19 protein-coding genes are annotated in these 16,357 nt (G+C 66.4%); 9 read left to right on the top strand and 10 right to left on the bottom strand.

Annotated features, from left to right (window positions below; genetic code table 11):
- Position 1 precedes the first annotated feature (1 nt).
- The 4 genes from hemW to rph are packed head-to-tail and all read right to left on the bottom strand — an operon-like array spanning position 2 to position 2,947.
- Entirely contained in the window at positions 2-1,165 is a 1,164-nt protein-coding gene (hemW, locus tag PVE73_RS25580; RefSeq protein ID WP_277364926.1) for a radical SAM family heme chaperone HemW, read from the bottom strand.
- Entirely contained in the window at positions 1,162-1,821 is a 660-nt protein-coding gene (gene rdgB, locus PVE73_RS25585) for an RdgB/HAM1 family non-canonical purine NTP pyrophosphatase (RefSeq protein WP_277364927.1), read from the bottom strand. Before rdgB ends, hemW begins: the two co-directional genes overlap by 4 nt.
- Positions 1,806-2,219: a VOC family protein gene (locus tag PVE73_RS25590; protein ID WP_277364928.1), complete on the bottom strand. Its 414-nt coding sequence runs from the start codon at positions 2,217-2,219 to the stop codon at positions 1,806-1,808. Before PVE73_RS25590 ends, rdgB begins: the two co-directional genes overlap by 16 nt.
- Positions 2,220-2,230: 11 nt before the next feature.
- Positions 2,231-2,947 carry a ribonuclease PH gene (gene rph / locus PVE73_RS25595; RefSeq protein WP_277364929.1) on the bottom strand — a complete coding sequence of 239 codons (717 nt, stop codon included), beginning with the start codon at positions 2,945-2,947 and terminating at the stop codon, positions 2,231-2,233.
- Positions 2,948-3,104: 157 nt separating this feature from the next.
- Between rph and hrcA the strand changes: the two genes are divergently transcribed.
- The 4 genes from hrcA to PVE73_RS25615 all read left to right on the top strand — a co-directional run bounded on the left by hrcA (position 3,105) and on the right by PVE73_RS25615 (position 5,914).
- A complete protein-coding gene (gene hrcA, locus PVE73_RS25600) occupies positions 3,105-4,175 on the top strand; it encodes a heat-inducible transcriptional repressor HrcA (RefSeq protein ID WP_277364930.1) in 1,071 nt (356 codons plus the stop codon).
- Between the two features lie 16 nt (positions 4,176-4,191).
- A complete protein-coding gene (locus tag PVE73_RS25605; protein WP_277364931.1) occupies positions 4,192-4,488 on the top strand; it encodes an antibiotic biosynthesis monooxygenase family protein in 297 nt (98 codons plus the stop codon).
- 89 nt (positions 4,489-4,577) lie between these two features.
- Positions 4,578-5,234: a nucleotide exchange factor GrpE gene (gene grpE, locus PVE73_RS25610; protein WP_277364932.1), complete on the top strand. Its 657-nt coding sequence runs from the start codon at positions 4,578-4,580 to the stop codon at positions 5,232-5,234.
- A 47-nt stretch (positions 5,235-5,281) separates the two neighbouring features.
- Positions 5,282-5,914, top strand: a complete 633-nt coding sequence (locus PVE73_RS25615; RefSeq protein WP_277364933.1) for a trimeric intracellular cation channel family protein — start codon at positions 5,282-5,284, stop codon at positions 5,912-5,914.
- Between the two features lie 14 nt (positions 5,915-5,928).
- Here the strand turns inward: PVE73_RS25615 and PVE73_RS25620 are convergent, their stop codons facing one another.
- Positions 5,929-6,921, bottom strand: a complete 993-nt coding sequence (locus PVE73_RS25620) for an adenosine kinase (protein ID WP_277364934.1) — start codon at positions 6,919-6,921, stop codon at positions 5,929-5,931.
- Positions 6,922-7,070: 149 nt separating this feature from the next.
- Here PVE73_RS25620 and PVE73_RS25625 point away from each other — a divergent pair, with 149 nt between their 5' ends.
- Positions 7,071-7,808, top strand: coding sequence for a sulfate transporter family protein (locus PVE73_RS25625; protein ID WP_277364935.1), 738 nt, complete (start codon positions 7,071-7,073; stop codon positions 7,806-7,808).
- A gap of 278 nt (positions 7,809-8,086) precedes the next feature.
- Here PVE73_RS25625 and PVE73_RS25630 read toward each other — a convergent pair whose 3' ends face one another.
- Positions 8,087-8,314 carry a YdeI/OmpD-associated family protein gene (locus tag PVE73_RS25630; RefSeq protein ID WP_277364936.1) on the bottom strand — a complete coding sequence of 76 codons (228 nt, stop codon included), beginning with the start codon at positions 8,312-8,314 and terminating at the stop codon, positions 8,087-8,089.
- Positions 8,315-8,423: 109 nt separating this feature from the next.
- Between PVE73_RS25630 and PVE73_RS25635 the strand changes: the two genes are divergently transcribed.
- The gene (locus PVE73_RS25635; RefSeq protein WP_277364937.1) at positions 8,424-8,867 is read left to right on the top strand and encodes a DUF2214 family protein; all 444 of its coding nucleotides are present in this window, start codon (positions 8,424-8,426) and stop codon (positions 8,865-8,867) included.
- Here PVE73_RS25635 and nth read toward each other — a convergent pair.
- The gene (nth, locus tag PVE73_RS25640) at positions 8,858-9,658 is read right to left on the bottom strand and encodes an endonuclease III (protein ID WP_277364938.1); all 801 of its coding nucleotides are present in this window, start codon (positions 9,656-9,658) and stop codon (positions 8,858-8,860) included. The genes PVE73_RS25635 and nth overlap by 10 nt on opposite strands.
- Before the next feature lie 21 nt (positions 9,659-9,679).
- On the opposite strand from nth, the gene PVE73_RS25645 reads away from it, so the two are divergent.
- From PVE73_RS25645 to PVE73_RS25655, 3 genes are all read left to right on the top strand, one after another.
- Positions 9,680-10,165: a DUF2244 domain-containing protein gene (locus PVE73_RS25645; RefSeq protein WP_277364939.1), complete on the top strand. Its 486-nt coding sequence runs from the start codon at positions 9,680-9,682 to the stop codon at positions 10,163-10,165.
- A 67-nt stretch (positions 10,166-10,232) separates the two neighbouring features.
- Positions 10,233-11,117, top strand: coding sequence for a bifunctional helix-turn-helix domain-containing protein/methylated-DNA--[protein]-cysteine S-methyltransferase (locus PVE73_RS25650; protein WP_277364940.1), 885 nt, complete (start codon positions 10,233-10,235; stop codon positions 11,115-11,117).
- Positions 11,118-11,379: 262 nt separating this feature from the next.
- Complete coding sequence (locus PVE73_RS25655; protein WP_277364941.1) at positions 11,380-12,285, top strand: ribokinase; 906 nt, start codon at positions 11,380-11,382, stop codon at positions 12,283-12,285.
- Positions 12,286-12,315: 30 nt separating this feature from the next.
- Here the strand turns inward: PVE73_RS25655 and PVE73_RS25660 are convergent, their stop codons facing one another.
- The 3 genes from PVE73_RS25660 to gshB form a co-directional block, all read right to left on the bottom strand.
- Positions 12,316-13,848: a YifB family Mg chelatase-like AAA ATPase gene (locus PVE73_RS25660; protein ID WP_277364942.1), complete on the bottom strand. Its 1,533-nt coding sequence runs from the start codon at positions 13,846-13,848 to the stop codon at positions 12,316-12,318.
- A gap of 117 nt (positions 13,849-13,965) precedes the next feature.
- A complete protein-coding gene (locus PVE73_RS25665; RefSeq protein ID WP_277364943.1) occupies positions 13,966-15,060 on the bottom strand; it encodes a GNAT family N-acetyltransferase in 1,095 nt (364 codons plus the stop codon).
- Positions 15,061-15,294: 234 nt separating this feature from the next.
- Positions 15,295-16,236 (bottom strand): glutathione synthase, encoded by a 942-nt coding sequence (gshB, locus tag PVE73_RS25670; RefSeq protein WP_277364944.1) that lies wholly within the window; start codon positions 16,234-16,236, stop codon positions 15,295-15,297.
- Positions 16,237-16,357: the final 121 nt, after the last annotated feature.

Below are 16,357 nucleotides of genomic sequence, written 5' to 3' on the forward strand. Positions count from 1 at the left end.
CCTATCGCGCCAGGTCAGCCACGAGCGCGTCGAGCACCACCATGCCGGCCGGCGTGGCGCGCAGGCGCGAGTTCCCGACGGGCTCCAGCAGGCCCTCCTCGCGAAGCACCGCCACGCGCTGCGGCGAGAGTGGATGGCCTGCGAGCTTTTCGTAGCGGTCGAGGTCGATTCCTTCGACGAGCCTCAGCCCCATGAGCAGGAATTCGTCCGCTTCCTCCGAGCGCGTGAGCATCTCCCCGCCGGTGACGCCGGAGCCCCGGGATTCCACGAGCGCCGCCCAGGTTTCCGGATGCTTCTCGGTGATCGTCACGACCCGGCGGCCATCCTCGACAAAGCGGCCATGGGCGCCGGGTCCGACGCCCACATATTCGCCGTAGCGCCAGTAGATGAGGTTATGGCGGCTCTCCGCGCCGGGCCTGGCATGGTTGGAGATCTCATAGGCCGGGAGTCCCTGCGCAGCCGTCACATCCTGCGTCGCCTGGTAAAGGTCCGCCGCAAGGCCGGGATCGATCTCCACGAGCTTTCCCGCCGCGCGCAGCGCGTGGAAGGGCGTGCCCTCCTCGATGGTGAGCTGATAGAGAGACAGATGGTCGGCCGCGTGGCCGATCGCCTCCTCAAGTTCAGCCGCCCAGGCATCCGCCGTCTGCCCCGGGCGGGCATAGATCAGGTCGAAGGACATGCGCGGGAAGATGTCGCGTGCCAGCCGGATGGCGCGCAGCGCCTCCTCCACATTGTGGAGCCGGCCGAGAAGGCGCAGATCCCTGTCGTTCAACGCCTGCACGCCCAGAGAGACACGGTTGACGCCGGCGGAGCGGTAGCCGCGGAACCGGTCCGCCTCCACCGAGGAGGGATTGGCTTCCAGCGTGATCTCGATCCCCGCCGGCATGCGCCAGTTGGCGGCAATGGCATCGAGGATGGCGCCGACGGTCTTCGGCTCCATCAGCGACGGCGTTCCACCGCCTAGGAAAATGCTGGAGACGCTACGCGGCCCCGTGCGTGCGCGCATGGTGGCCAGCTCGCGCGCGAAGGCGGTGACGAAGCGCTCCTGGTCCACCGGCTGGTGGCGCACATGGCTATTGAAGTCGCAGTAAGGGCATTTGGCCGCGCAGAAGGGCCAGTGGACATAGACACCGAAGCCAGGCCCCCCATCGAGCACTGCGGTCATGAAACCCCTAGCCTTGTCTGCGCGAACTTCTTGAAGGCACGGGCGCGGTGCGAGAGCGCATGCGCGTCTCCCGGCTTCCAGCCATGCTTTTCCTCCGCCGTCATCTCCCCGAAGGTCCTGTGATGGCCGTCCGGCTGGAAGACCGGATCATAGCCGAAGCCCAGCGTGCCACGTGGCGGCCAGACGAGATGGCCTTCCGCCTCGCCGCGGTAGAATTCCGCCTCTCCGTCGGGAAAGCAAAGGCAGAGCACGGCCACGAAACGCGCCCGCCGCCGCTCGGGCGTGAGGGCGCCTTTTTCCCGCAGCAGCTTCTCCACCTTATCCATGGCGGCGCCGAAATCACGGCTGCCGTCGGGCTGCGTCGCCCAGTCGGCGGTGTAGACGCCCGGCGCGCCGCCCAAGGCGTCTGCACACATGCCCGAATCGTCCGACAGGGCAGGCATGCCCGTCGCCTTGGCGGCGGCGAGCGCCTTGATATAGGCATTCTCCTCGAATTCCGTGCCGGTCTCCTCCGGCTCGGGCAGGCCGAGTTCGGCTGCCGATTGTACCTGATAGCCGAAGGGCGCCAGCAGATCGGCAAGCTCGTCGAGCTTGCCCTTGTTGTGGCTGGCGAGCACGAATTTCCTGTTTTCGATCGGCCTCACGTGAAACTCCATATGCGCGGCTCCGCGAATTCCAGCGAATTGCCGGACGGATCGCGAAAATAGATGGACCGGCCGCCCCGAGGCCATTCGAAATCGGCTTCGATGGCGACGTTGTGATCTTCGAGGTGCTTTTTCCACAGCTCGATTTCCGCTGCGCCCGCGGAGAAGCACAGGTGGCCCGGTCCGTGGGCACCGTGCGGCGGCACAGGCAGGCGGGCGCCCGCTTCCGGCGGCACCTCCGTCGCCTTCGGGTCGAACAGGAGCAGCACCGTGTCCCCGCAGCGGAAGAAGACGTGCCGTCCTTCCGCCTTCGCCAGGAGGTCGAGCCCGAGCACTTGGCCGTAGAAGCGCTCGGCTTCGGCCAGATCGTCCACATAGAGGGCGGCTTCGAGAATGGCTGCGGGCTTCATCGTGTCCTAGGCTAAAGAACCGCCATCTTCTGCAATTCCACCAGCCGGGCGATGCCTTTCTTCGCGAGCGACAGAAGCTCGTGGAACTGCTCTTCGGAAAAGGGAGCGCCTTCCGCCGTCCCCTGGATCTCGACGATGCCGCCTTTGCCGGTCATGACGAAATTGGCGTCGGTCTCGGCGGCCGAGTCCTCCGCGTAGTCGAGGTCGAGCACGGGCGTCCCCTCGTAGAGGCCGCAGGAGACTGCGGCCACATGGTCCTTCAGGACGCGCTCGACGGAAACCATCTGCCGGGCCTGCATCCAGGTAAGGCAATCATGGAGCGCCACGAAACCGCCGGTGATCGCGGCCGTGCGCGTGCCGCCGTCGGCCTGCAGCACGTCGCAATCGACCGTGATCTGCATCTCGCCCAGCGCCTGCAAGTCCACCACCGAACGCAGGCTGCGGCCGATGAGGCGCTGGATCTCCAGCGTGCGCCCGCCCTGTTTCCCGCTGGAGGCCTCGCGGCGCATGCGGTCGCCCGTCGAGCGCGGCAGCATGCCATATTCGGCGGTCACCCAGCCCTTGCCCGAATTGCGAAGCCAGGAAGGCACCTTCTCTTCCAGGCTTGCCGTGCAGAGCACCTGCGTATCGCCGAACTTGACGAGGCAGGAGCCCTCGGCATGCTTGGAAATGCCCCGCTCAAAGCTGACAGCGCGCATCTCGTCCGGTTGCCGCCTTGATGGTCGCATGTCTTCCTGCCTCCAGCTTCCCGATGGTGATTTTTGTGTTGGTGCCGGCTTGTAGCTTTCCAGGCCTCTCGACGCAAAGGAAAACCGCGTGCGCGAGGGCGCGCCGGCAGTTGTGTTCGCCGCTGCGCCGCTTATATTCCGGCACGGAGGCACGAGCATGACCAAGCCTGTGGCTGACCAGACGTTCCAGTCCCTCGATGCGCGCTCGCGCGACATCTTCCGCTTGATCGTGGAGAGCTATCTGCAGCATGGCGAGCCTGTGGGTTCGCGCAACCTTTCCAGGCTGCTGCCGACGCAGCTTTCGCCGGCCACCGTGCGCAATGTGATGAGCGACCTGGAGCAGTTGGGTCTCATCTATGCCCCGCACATTTCCGCCGGCCGCCTGCCGACGCAGCAGGGCCTGCGCTTCTTCGTCGACGCCTTCATGGAGATCGGGGACCTCTCCGAGGAGGAAAGGCGCGTGATCGAGGCGCAGATCAAGGCCTCCGGCCGCGGCCAGTCGCTCGACCATATGCTGACGGAAGCGAGCCAGATGCTTTCCGGCCTTTCGCGTGGCGCCGGCCTCGTGCTCGCGGCCAAGACCGAAGCCCCGCTCAAACATATCGAGTTCATACAGCTCGAGCCGCAGAAAGCGCTTGCGATTCTGGTTTCGCAGAACGGCGAGGTGGAGAACCGCGTCATCGAGGTCCCGCCGGGCGTGACGACCTCGCAGCTCATCGAAGCCTCCAACTTCCTCAACGCGCATATCCGCGGCCGTACGCTCGCGGAGGCGAAAACCGAGATGGCGCGGCTCAAGGAGGAGACCCGCGCAGCCCTCGATTCGCTGTCCCAGTCGCTCGTCGAGCAGGGCCTTGCCATCTGGGCCGGCACCGAGAGCGACGCGCCGGCGCGCATCATCGTCCGCGGCCGAGCGAACCTGCTCGAAAATGTGACCGCCCAGGCCGATATCGAGCTCCTGCGCCACCTGTTCGAGGATCTGGAAACCAAGGAGGCGCTGATCCAGCTCCTGGGACTCGCGGAAGAAGGACCGGGCGTGCGCATCTTCATCGGCTCGGAGAACAAGCTTTTTTCCCTTTCCGGTTCCTCGCTCGTCGTGGCACCCTATCGCGACCAGGAATCACGCGTCATCGGCGCGCTCGGGATCATCGGACCCACGCGGCTCAACTACGCGCGCATCGTGCCGATGGTGGACTACACGGCCCAGCTCGTGGGACGTTTGCTGCGGTAGCTTGAGCGGAGGGAGAATGTTCGGACTGATCGGAAAGATGCGCGCCCAGCCAGGCGAGCGTGAGACGCTGATCCGGATTCTGCTGGACTCCACCGGCGAGATGCCGGGCTGCCTCAGTTATGTGATCGCGAAAGCGGAGGACGATGCCGATGCGATCTGGATCACCGAGGTCTGGGACAGCGAGGAGAACCAAAAAGCCTCTCTTTCGCTGCCGGAGGTCCAGGCGGCCATAGCCAGGGCCCGGCCGCTGATCGCCGGCTTCGACAGCCATGTGCGCACGGTTCCCGTGGGCGGGGCTGGCTTGCCGTCCTGACCGGCCTCTTTTCCGCACCCCTTGATTTTAGGGTCACAAACCTCGATATCCGGCCCGGTTTCAAGGATAATATCGACGACGGATAGGCAATGAATACACACCCGAAGGACGACCGCGCGCCCGATCAGGACCAGGCCGAGGAGAGGGCCGTGGAGAATGGCGCCGAAGCGGCCGCATTCGCCGAGGGCGAGGGTGCCGCACCTGTCTCCGAAGAGGATGTTCTCCTTCGCCTGGCCAAGGAGAACGAGGAATTGAAGGAACGTGCGCTCCGCATCGCCGCCGAAATGGAGAATCTGCGCAAGCGCACCCAGCGCGATGTGACCGATGCGCGGGTCTACGGCATCGCCAATTTCGCTCGCGACATGCTCACCGTGTCGGACAACCTGCAGCGTGCGCTGCAGGCGGTCTCCGAGGAAGCCCGCGCGGAGGAGGCCGATCCCGGTTTCAAGGCGCTGGTGGAAGGCGTCGAGATGACCGAACGTGCCATGCTTGCCGCCCTGGAGCGCCATGGCGTAAAGCGCATCGAGCCGGAGGGTGAGAAGTTCGACCCCCATTTCCATCAGGCAATGTTCGAGGTGCCGAATTCCGAGGTGCCGAACAACACGGTCGTGCAGGTGGTGCAGTCAGGCTACGTGATCGGTGACCGCGTCCTGCGCCCGGCCATGGTCGGCGTGGCCAAGGGCGGGCCGAAGGCAGGCAACGGAGCCGGCGCGGAAGCTGCGACAGGCCCCGACAGCGCCCCCTAGCTTCCCTTTCCGGCAGCCTTGCGCTACGCGAAAGCGGGAGGCTGCCGATGAACCCGATTCTCCTGTTCGATTATGCCGGCGTGGCCGTATTCGCGGCCACGGGCGCGCTTGCCGCCTCCCGCAAGCAGCTCGACGTCATCGGCTTCCTGTTCTTCGCCAGCGTCACCGGCCTGGGCGGCGGCACGGTGCGCGACCTGCTGCTGGATCTTCCGGTCTTCTGGGTGGCGGACCCCGCCTATCTCGTCGTCTGCACGGTGGTGGCGGTCGTCGTCTATTTTTCCGCCCATCTGGTGGAATCGCGTTACAAGCTCTTGCTCTGGCTCGATGCGGTCGGGCTTTCGGCTTATTGCGTCATAGGCGCCGCCAAGGGCCTTGCCGCGACCGGATCCCCGGCTGTTGCGCTTGTGACAGGCATGATGACCTGCACCGTGGGCGGCATCATGCGCGATCTGCTTGCGGGCGAGCCGTCGGTGCTGCTCAGACCCGAGATCTATATCACCGCCGCCCTTACGGGGTCGGCAGTCTATACGGCAGCGGATTTTTCCGGCGCGCCGACGATGGCAGGTGCGCTCATCGCCTTCCTGGCCGCCTTCCTCGTGCGCGGGGGCGCGCTCAAATTCGGCTGGACCTTCCCGCGCTATAAGCCGCGCCCGGGCCGCCGCCCGGAAGATATCGTCTAATCGTCTAGACGTTTCTACAACAGGCCCGCCTGCTCGGCGGCTTCCTTCAGGCTGATCTGCAGGCGCGGGCCGATCTGCTGAATGCAGAGCGAGGCCGCCAGCGAGCCCAGCCGGCCACAATCGGCGAGGCTGCGCCCCTGCGTGTAGCCGAAGAGGAAGCCTCCCGCATAGAGATCGCCCGCACCGGTCGTATCCACCAGGTTCTCGACCGGCACCGGCTTGATCGCGACCGTCTCCTCGCGCGTCACCGCGATCGATCCATGCTCCGAGCGCGTGACGATGCCCAGCCTGCAATCCTCGCGGAATGCCGAAAGGGCCGTCTCCAGGGACGCCGTCTGGTAGAGCGACATCACCTCGTGCTCGTTGGCGAAGACGATGTCGACCGTGCCCGAGCGCATGAGGTCGAGGAACTCGCCGCGGTAGCGGTCGACGCAGAAGGGGTCGGAGAGCGTCATGGAGACCTCGCGTCCCGCTACATGGGCGATCTCCGCCGTCTTGCGGATCGCCTCCTTGGCGCGCGGCGGGTCCCAGAGATAGCCCTCGAAATAGGTGACCTTGGCCTCCGCTGCCTTCTCCTCCTCCACGTCTTCCGGTCCAAGCTCCACGCAGGCGCCGAGATAGGTGTTCATCGAGCGCTCGCCGTCGGGCGTCACGAAGATCATGGAGCGCGCCGTGGGCGGATGGCCCTGCAGCGGCGCCGTGTCGAAGGCCACGCCCTGCGCGCGGATGTCGTGCCGGTAGATATCGCCCAGCCCGTCGTTCGACACCTTGCCGAAGAAGGCGGCGCGCCCGCCGAAGCCCGCCACGCCGGCCGCCGTGTTGCCGGCGCTTCCGCCGGAGGTCTCGATGGCCGGCCCCATGCGTTCGTAGAGCAGCGCTGAGCGCTCCACCTCGATCAGGTTCATCGCGCCCTTGATGATCCCGTTCTCCACCAGGAAGGAATCGTCGCACCGGGCAATGATGTCCACGATGGCATTGCCGATGCAGAGGACGTCGTATTCGCTCATGGGAAAACTCCAGGATGGCCGGACGCGGGCGGGTGTTGAGCGGTTTACCGCCTCGGCAGGGATTTGCAAGTGCGGCGCACCGCTTGCGCGGCCTCGTGAAGCATCCTATCTCGCGGCGACAGGCCTTTGCAGCCGATGAAAGGGCTTCCATGATCCTCGACGCCGCGCGCGCCGCCGCCAGCCAGCTCTTCTCGCCCGCCTTCCGCGGCGCCTTCTTCAAGACATTGGGGCTTACCCTTCTTATCCTCGCCGCCCTCTGGTTCGGCCTGCGCGAGCTGTTTGAGATCTACGCGATGCCGTGGCTCGACGCGCTCCTGCCCGGCCTCCCCGCCTGGGCGGGGTGGCTCGGGCTGCTTGCGGCAATCGTCGCTGGCGTGGGGCTGGCACTGGCGCTCGCGCTTTTGATTGCGCCGATCACGGCGGCCGTCGCCGGCATTTTCCTCGACGACGTGGCCGAAGCGGTGGAGAAGGAGAGCTATCCGCAGGACCCGCCGGGCAAGGCGGTGCCGCTCGTGCCGGCGGTCCTGCTCTCGCTGAAGTTTCTCGGCGTCGTCATCCTCGGCAACATCATCGCGCTGATGCTGCTCCTCGTGCCCGGCGTGAACCTGATCGCCTTCTTCGTCGTCAACGCCTATCTGCTCAGCCGGGAATTCTTCGAGTTCGCCGCCATGCGCTTCCGCAGCGAGGCGGATGCCAAGACCCTGCGCCGGCGCAATGCCGGCACGGTGTTCCTCGCGGGCTTCGTGATCGCCGCTTTTTTGGCCGTGCCGCTCCTCAACCTGCTCACGCCGCTCTTCGCCGCAGCCATGATGGTGCATCTGCACAAGATGATCGCGGCGAGGGAGGAGAGAAGCGCTTCAACGCCGGTCGTTCTCGAGCGTCGGTGAGGCTTCAAAGTTCAGGCATGCATCCCCCGGGTCAAGCCCGGGGATGACGAATACAGAGGAGGAGCGGCTAGATCATGATCCCGTTTCGTCGGATCGGCATCATGATCCAACTTTGCTTGAGCATGATCTCTTCCGAAAACCGGCATCCACTTTTCGGGATACTCTAATCGCCAACGCTGGCGATTGGCGGAGACATCTCCACCTCGTCATCCCCGGGCTTGTCCCGGGGATCCATGCCTGAACGGTTCCGATTTCTCCAGCGGCAGCCACTGGTCCGCCTATCCCTTCCAGCGCATGCGCATATAGACGCCGCCGCGTGCAAGTTCGTCGAGCATCTGGCCGAGCCGCTTCTGGCGCGTCTCAGCCCGCTTGGCACCGGCGATCCAACCCAGGTAGTCGTTGCGCTGATAGGGTGGACGCGCCTGATAGGTGTCCATGAGGCCGCGCATCTCGAGCGCCGTCTTGATGTCCTCGGGCATGGGGTTGAGCGCGCGTTGCAGTGCCATGCTGGCAGATTGCCAAATCCCGGCTTGCCGCTCAACCGAAAGGGTGCAGACTCCGGTGGGCTCATGCCGATTCCCGCAGGCATCCCGAAGCTCAAGCATTGGGGGACACATGCTCACAGACCTTCTGCTCGCCATCCTGCACCACCTGCTCATGTTCATGCTCGCGGCCGTGCTCGTCAGCGAAATCGTCCTGATGCGCAAAGGGCTTTCCGGGCGCGATCTCAGGATTCTCACCCATGTCGACCGAATGTATGGCGTGGTGGCGGCGGCGATCATCGTCGTCGGCGTCTGCCGCGTGGTCTTCGGGCTCAAGGGCTGGGAATACTATGTCGGCAACCACGCCTTCTGGGCCAAGATGGCGGCGTTTGTTCTGGTCGGCATCCTTTCCGCCAAACCGACCATGCGCATCCTTAAGTGGAGCCGGGCCGCTTCCGGGGAAGGCTATGTCGTGCCCGATGCCGAGATCGCCGCCATGCGCCGCTTTCTGCGCGCGGAGATCGCTGTTTTCGCGCTGATCCCGATCTTCGCCGCCGTCATGGCGCGCTATAGCTGAGCCTCTTCTGCCTCGCGGCCCGGCTCGATCGTCCCCCAGGCCACGAGCGGAGCCGGCACGTCGGTCGTCTTTTCCGGCGCCTTGCAGAGATCGGCGATGACGCAGGCGGGGCAGTCGGGCTTGCGCGCCTTGCAGACGTAGCGCCCATGCAGGATCAGCCAGTGATGCGCATGGAGAAGGTAGTCCTGCGGGACGACCTCGAGCAGCGCGCGCTCGACCTCGTCGGGTGTCTTGCCCGGCGCGAGCAGGATGCGGTTGGCGATCCGGAAGATGTGCGTGTCGACCGCCATGGTCGGATGGCCGAAGGCGACATTGAGCACGACATTGGCGGTCTTCCGCCCCACGCCCGGGAGGCTCTGGAGCGCCTCCCGGTCCTCAGGCACCTTTCCGCCGTGATCGCGGATGAGCGCCTCGCAGAGCGCGATCACGTTCTTCGCCTTGTTGCGCCATAGCCCGATGGTGCGGATATACCGCCCGAGCTTCTCCTCCCCCAACGCCAGCATCTTTTCCGGCGTGTCGGCCACCTCGAAGAGCGGCCTCGTGGCCTTGTTCACGCCGACATCCGTCGCCTGCGCGGACAATACGACGGCGACAAGCAGCGTGAAGGGGTTCACGGATTCGAGTTCCCCCTTGGGCTCCGGCCGCTGCACGCGAAGGCGGCGGAAGATCTCCTCCACCTGCTCGGGACTGTAGGCCGTCAGCGCCTTTCGGGGGTTTTTCTTGCGGGCCGGCTTGGCGGGTGAGCGCGCCGCCGCCTTCGCGGCGGCATTTTGGGACTTGGGCTTTTGCATTCCGCCTCTATAATCCGAGTGATGGACGAAAAGAATGCCGCAGACGTGCCTTTCTTCAAGGCGCTTCTTGTGCCGCACCGGTCTCTCGGCCGGGCGGGCTTTGCTGTCCTCATGGGCGCCATGCTTCTCATGTGGGTGACCGTGGGTGCCATCTTCCTCAGCATGGGGGCCTGGCCGATCGTCGGTTTCTTCGGCCTCGACGTGCTGGCGCTCTACATCGCCTTCCGCGTGAATTACCGCGCCGCCAAGGTGCGCGAGGAGATTTCGCTCTCCCGCACCAACCTCCTCATCCGCAAGGTGCCGCTCTCAGGCAAGACCGAGGAGCACAGCTTCAATCCCTTCTGGACGCGCTTCCGCGTGCAGCGGCATGCCGAGATCGGCATCACGGACATGGCGGTGGAAATGCGCCAGAAGCGCGTCCTTCTCGGCAGTTTTCTGAACCCGGCCGACCGCGAGAGCTTCGCCGAGGCCTTCGGTCAGGCGCTGGCCACGGCGAAAACCCGCTGAAGACGAGCAAGAATCGGGTGGAGACGCGCCCTTTCTCCACGCATATTGCGCTCAAGGAGAAAGTGTCATGAATGCAGAACTCGCCATCCTCGAACGAGACATCACGCCAGTCGGCAACGACTATGAGGTCGTCCGGCGCGTGATCGAAAAGATCAGCCTCGACTATCGCGACCAGCCCTCGCTTGAGGCGCTCGCCGCCGAGCTCGACGAAACGCCCACGGGGCTGCAGAAGCTCTTCACCCGCTGGGCGGGACTCTCGCCCAAGGCCTTCCTGCAGGCCGTCACGCTCGACCATGCGCGGCGGCTGCTCGACGGCGGCATGCCGCTGCTGGAGACCTCACTGGAGCTCGGCATGTCCGGTCCCGGCCGCCTGCACGACCTCTTCGTCACCCACGAAGCGATATCGCCGGGCGAGTACAAATCGCGCGGCGCCGGCCTCACCATCCGCTACGGCTACCACATCTCGCCTTTCGGGATCGCGCTGGTGATGGTGACCGATCGGGGCCTCGCCGGCCTTGCGTTCGCCGATCCGGGCGAGGAGCAGGCCGCCTTCGAAGACATGAGCTCACGCTGGCCGAACGCCCGCTATGTGGAGGATATCTCCGCCACCGCGCCCTATGCAGCCCGCGTCTTCGAGCCGTCCCGCTGGCGCTCCGACGAGCCGTTGCGCGTCGTCTTCATCGGCACCGATTTCCAGGTGCGCGTCTGGGAGGCGCTGTTGAAGATCCCGTTGGGGCGGGCACGCGCCTATTCCGATATCGCCGCCGAGATCGGTTGCCCGGCCGCCTCGCGCGCCGTTGGTGCGGCGGTCGGGGCGAACCCGCTCTCCTTCGTGGTGCCCTGCCATCGCGCGCTCGGCAAATCCGGCGCGCTGACGGGCTATCACTGGGGGCTGACGCGCAAGCGCGCGATCCTCGGCTGGGAGGCGGCGCAGCTCCAGCGGCAGGGCTGATACGGACGCCCCTTTGCCGCGACGCCATGCCGTTTGTTCAGACGGAAAGGACGGAGTCCTTCGCGCGCCTCCGCCCTCCCGAGACGGCTTGGCCGCTCTGCTGGTGGCTGTGGTTGTCCCCATCGGCCACCTGCCTGCCGATATGGGGTCGCCACAAGGCGAAGGACGCGTCGGAGGAATGCACGCATCCTGGAAGGGAATGCCTCCTTGCGCTCCCGCGCAAACCCGTTAGCCTCCCCGAATCGCGCCGGGGAGGCCTTTCGTGATCACCATTATCGGTTCCATCAATCTCGACCTGATCGCCCGCGTGGAGAGGCTGCCCGCACCCGGCGAAACCGTGCCGGGCACCGATTTCTCCACCGCGCCCGGCGGCAAGGGTGCGAACCAGGCGCTCGCCGCCCGCCGCGCCGGCGCTTCCGTCCGCATGATCGGAGCCGTCGGAGCCGACTCTTTCGCCGGCCAGGCGCTGAATCTGCTGGACAAGGCCGGCGTCGATCTCACACAGGTGAAGAAAACGGCGGCCCCCACCGGCACGGCGATGATCCTCGTCGGCGGCGACGGCGAGAACGTCATCGCCGTCATCCCCGGTGCGAATGCCGAAGTTTCGGCACCAGACGTGGCTTCGGCGGGCCTTGGCCGCGGCGATTTCGTGCTCCTTCAGCACGAGATCTCCCTGACGGCGGTGGAGGCTGCGCTGAAGACCGCCCGCGCAGCGGGCGCCGTCTCGCTGCTCAACACCGCGCCGTTCCACGCCGATGCCGCCCGCTTCCTTGCAATGGCCGACTATGTCATCGCCAACGAGACCGAATTCGATCTCTATGTTACGCGATTGGCTCTGGCGGGCGAAAACCGCGAGGAGAGGATGCGCGCCTTTGCCGGCCGGACGGGGCGCGTCATCGTCGTCACCCTGGGCGGTGACGGCGTGATGGCGGCCACGCCTGAACAATTCTTCCACGTGCCGGCGTTTCCCATCACGCCAGTCGACACGGTCGGTGCGGGCGACACGTTCTGCGGATATCTGGCCGCCGGCCTGTCGGAAGGGCTCGCCCTGGAACCCGCCCTGCGCCTGGCGGCGGTCGCCGGCGCGCTCGCCTGCCTCAAGCCCGGCGCACAACCCGCCATCCCGCTGCGCGCCGAGGTGGACGCGGTGCTGCCGAAGGCCGGGTAAGAATTTCTGAGATCCCTGTCCCGACTGTTCTCAGGCGGCCTGCGAAAGGCGCTCCCCGGCCATCCGGTAGGAGATCGCCTCGGCCAGATGAATGCGGCCCACCTGCTCCACTCCCTCCAAGTCCGCGAGCGTGCGGGCGACCTTGAGAACGCGGTGATAGGCGCGGGCGGAAAGTCCCAGCTTCTCGCTTGCATCCCGAAGCAGCGACAGCCCGCCAGCATCGGGAACGGCGACCTCTTCTATGACAGCCGCAGGGCAGCGCGCATTGGTGGCGGAGGCCGGCAGGCCCAGCGCGGCGTAGCGCGCGTTCTGGACGGCGCGGGCGCGGGCCACCCGCTCCGCCACGGCAGCGCTCGCCTCCGCCTTGCCGGGGCGGATGAGATCGCTCGCGGTGACCGCCGGCACCTCGATGCGCAGATCGATGCGGTCGAGCAGCGGGCCGGAAACGCGCGCCTGGTAGTCCGCCTGGCAGCGCTGGCCCCGCGCGCAGCGATGCCCCGGCTCGCCGGCCATGCCGCAACGGCACGGATTCATCGCCGCGACGAGCTGGATTTCGGCCGGGTAACTCACGCGGTGATTGGCCCGGGCGATCACGCATTCGCCGGTCTCCAGCGGCTGGCGCAGCGAATCGAGCACCTGCGGCGTGAATTCGGGCAATTCGTCCAGGAAGAGCACGCCGTGATGGGCGAGCGAGACCTCGCCCGGACGCGCGCGCATGCCGCCGCCGACCAGTGCGGCCATGGAAGCGGAGTGGTGTGGCGCACGGAAGGGCCGCCGGTCCGAAAGTCGGCCGTCGGCGAGCTCCCCGGCGATCGAGGCGACCATGGAGACCTCCAGGAGCTCGCGCGGGGAGAGCGGCGGCAGGATGGAGGGCAGCCGCTGCGCCAGCATCGACTTGCCCGCGCCGGGCGGGCCGACCATCAGGAGATTGTGCCCGCCCGCGGCCGCCACCTCCAGCGCCCGCTTGGCGCTTTCCTGCCCCTTGATCTCGGCAAGGTCCGGTAAGGCACCCGGCGGCGGACCCATTGCCGGCTCCGGCCGGTCCATCACCTGCGTACCGCGGAAATGGTTGGCGAGCGCGACCAGGCTGCGCGGCGCCAGGATGTCGAGCTCGCTGCTCGCCCAGGCGGCTTCCGGCCCGCAATCATGCGGGCAGATCAGGCCCTTGCCCATGGAATTGGCTCCGATCGCGGCGGGCAGCACGCCCGCCACCCGCGCCACCGTGCCGTCAAGCGCAAGCTCGCCCAGCACGACATAGCCCGCCAGCGCATCCGCCGGGATCGCGCCGAGCGCGGCCATCAGGCCGAGCGCGATGGGCAGATCGTAGTGGCTGCCCTCCTTCGGAAGATCCGCCGGCGCGAGGTTGACCGTCACCTTCTTGGGCGGCATGGACAGGCCGGAAGCGTGCAGCGCGGCCTGCACGCGCTCGCGGCTTTCCGTCACCGCCTTGTCTCCCAGCCCGACAATCTGGATGCCCACCTTGCCGGGCGCAACCATCACCTGCACGTCGACGGGAACAGCCTCTATCCCCTCGAACGCGATCGTACGCACACGCGAAACCATTCGACCTGCCCCCTTCGGCCCCCCACCGGCCGATAATGCGGCATGAAAGCACAAGCTCTGGACCAGATCAAGAACATCAAGCGAACAAAAACATACCCTTCTACCGGCGACCGGCGGTCAGGCTTTGGCGAGGCGGCCGTAGCCTGCGCCGTAGCGCATCCTGCGCCGCGCGTGGCGGGCAGCGAACACCGCGTCCGCGGCCAGCCGCCCGATCGGGCTCGCCCAGCGGTCATATTCGCCGTCCATCACGACGATCCGGCCGCTCTTTCCCGCCATGCCCTTCTTGAAGTGGCGCAGCCCCGGCTCGTGTGCGGCGCCGCCGAGATCGTACCACCTGACGCCCCGCTCCCTCAGCCAGCCGATCACCCACCACTGCAGCGCGTAGCCGGCATTGAGCGGCAGGGCGGCGGCGGACGTGGCCCCGAACATGTAATAGGCCGTATCGCCGAACAGGCCGATCGTCGCGCCCGCAAGAAGCTCCCCCTCGTGAAAGGCGAGCGCCAGCCTCGGCCGCAGCCCCGGCGGAAGTCCCTCCATCAGCGCGCGCGTCATATGGACGGGGGTCGCGCTGTCGAAGCCCTTTCGCGAGACCATCTCCTCGTAGAGGCTCGCAAAGGCCTCGGCCTCCTGCGGCGTCTCGGAAAGGCGGACTTCCAGCGCGTTGCCGAGCGCCCGGCGCAGATTGTAGCGCCAGTTCTGGCTGAAGCTCTTCATTTGCGCTTCTTCCAAAAGCGAGAGATCGACGAAGTAGCGCTCGGCATCCGGCATCCCGCGCCGGCGCACGAAGCCCATCTCGCGCAGGAGGGCATATTCCTGCTCCTGGTGGACCGGGCTCGGTCGGGGCAGGATCGTCAGGCAGTGGCCGCGCGTAACGGCATATTCCTGCACCAGCGCCTCCACCACCGCGCGGTAGATCCGCGGGTCGGCTTCGCTTCCTGCGGCACGCCAGAAAGGCCCGAAGCGCACGAAGGCCAGTCCGCGGCCGAGGAGGGGGAGCTTGAAGACCGTCGCCCGCGCGCCGGCGACCGGCCTGCCGCCCGCGCGCAGGAGAAGATGGCTGTCGCGCCCCTTCCAATGCCTGGAGGCATAGCATGCGGTCTGTTCGTGGTGGGCGTCGGCGAAACCGCCGATGATCTCGTCCCACTCGGCGTCCGGCACGCTATCCACTTCGGTGGAATAGGCCCGTGACGCGCCATCTATGCTGATCGACATGGCTGGTCCGGTTTGCCCCTGTTGTGCGCAGTGCAGCCCGTGCGGCACATGTCACCGCCCCGCCCAGCCCCGCAGCGGAATCCGCACCGGGGCATGCTGCCTTTCGGGCGGGTATCACACGTCACGGGTTTATGAAGGCATAACGGCCGGATCAAACGGAAAACGTTCAATGAACCTGCTGACGCGCAGGTTATAGTCCGGTTGCGATGGCGACGGGAGTCCACCGCGCATGCCTCAGCCGCGCCGCGCCTCGACCGCATCCCAGAACAGCGAAGCGATGTCCGCTCCGCCGAAGCGCTTCACCTCGCGGAGCCCGGTCGGCGATGTTACGTTGATTTCCGTCAGATAGCCGCCGATCACGTCGATGCCGACGAGCACGAAGCCGCGCTCCTTCAGCGCCGGGCCGATGCGCGCGCAGATCTCGCGCTCCCGCTCGGTGATCTCCGTCGGTTCGGCGCGGCCGCCCACGTGCATGTTGGAACGCGAATCGTGCTCCGCCGGCACGCGGTTTATGGCGCCCACCGGCTCGCCCTCGATCAGCAGGATGCGCTTGTCGCCGCCGCGCACCTCCTTGAGATAGCGCTGCACGATGAAGGGCTCGCGGAACATTTGCATGAAGAGTTCCAGAAGCGAGGCGAGATTCCGGTCCGCTTCCTGGAGATGGAAGATTCCCGCCCCGCCATTGCCGTAGAGCGGCTTGACGATGATGTCGCCGTGCTCCTTGCGGAAAGCGTCCACCTCCTTGGGATCGCGGGTGATCAGAGTGTCCGGCGTCAGGTCCGGAAACTCGGTCACGAATATCTTTTCCGGGCTGTTGCGCACCCAGACGGGATCGTTGACGACCAGGGTCCGCGGATGGATGCGCTCCAGAATATGCGTCGTGGTGATGTAGTTCATGTCGAACGGCGGGTCCTGGCGCAACAACACCACGTCCATCCCGGAAAGGTCCACGCGTTCGGGCGCGCCCAGCGAGAAGTGCTGGCCTACTTCGTCGCGGACAGCGAGCGCCTCCACGGTCGCAAACGCCCGGTCGCCGCGCTGGGAAAGGCGGTCGGGCGTGTAGTGCCAGAGATGATGTCCGCGCCGCTGCGCTTCCAGGGCCAGCGCGAAGCTGGTGTCGCCGGCAATCGAGATCGTGGAGATGTGATCCATCTGGATGGCGACGCTGAGCGGCATAGGTGAACTCCGGCAGGTTTCGGCGGCGATTTTGCGCCGGCACATGACGCCGCCGGCGCTCGCCTGTCAAGCAGGCGCGGGCCGTCACAAGGTTGCCACGGAATCGCCGCAATGGACACTC

This window comes from Chelativorans sp. AA-79 (assembly GCF_029457495.1).
GTDB lineage: Bacteria > Pseudomonadota > Alphaproteobacteria > Rhizobiales > Rhizobiaceae > Chelativorans.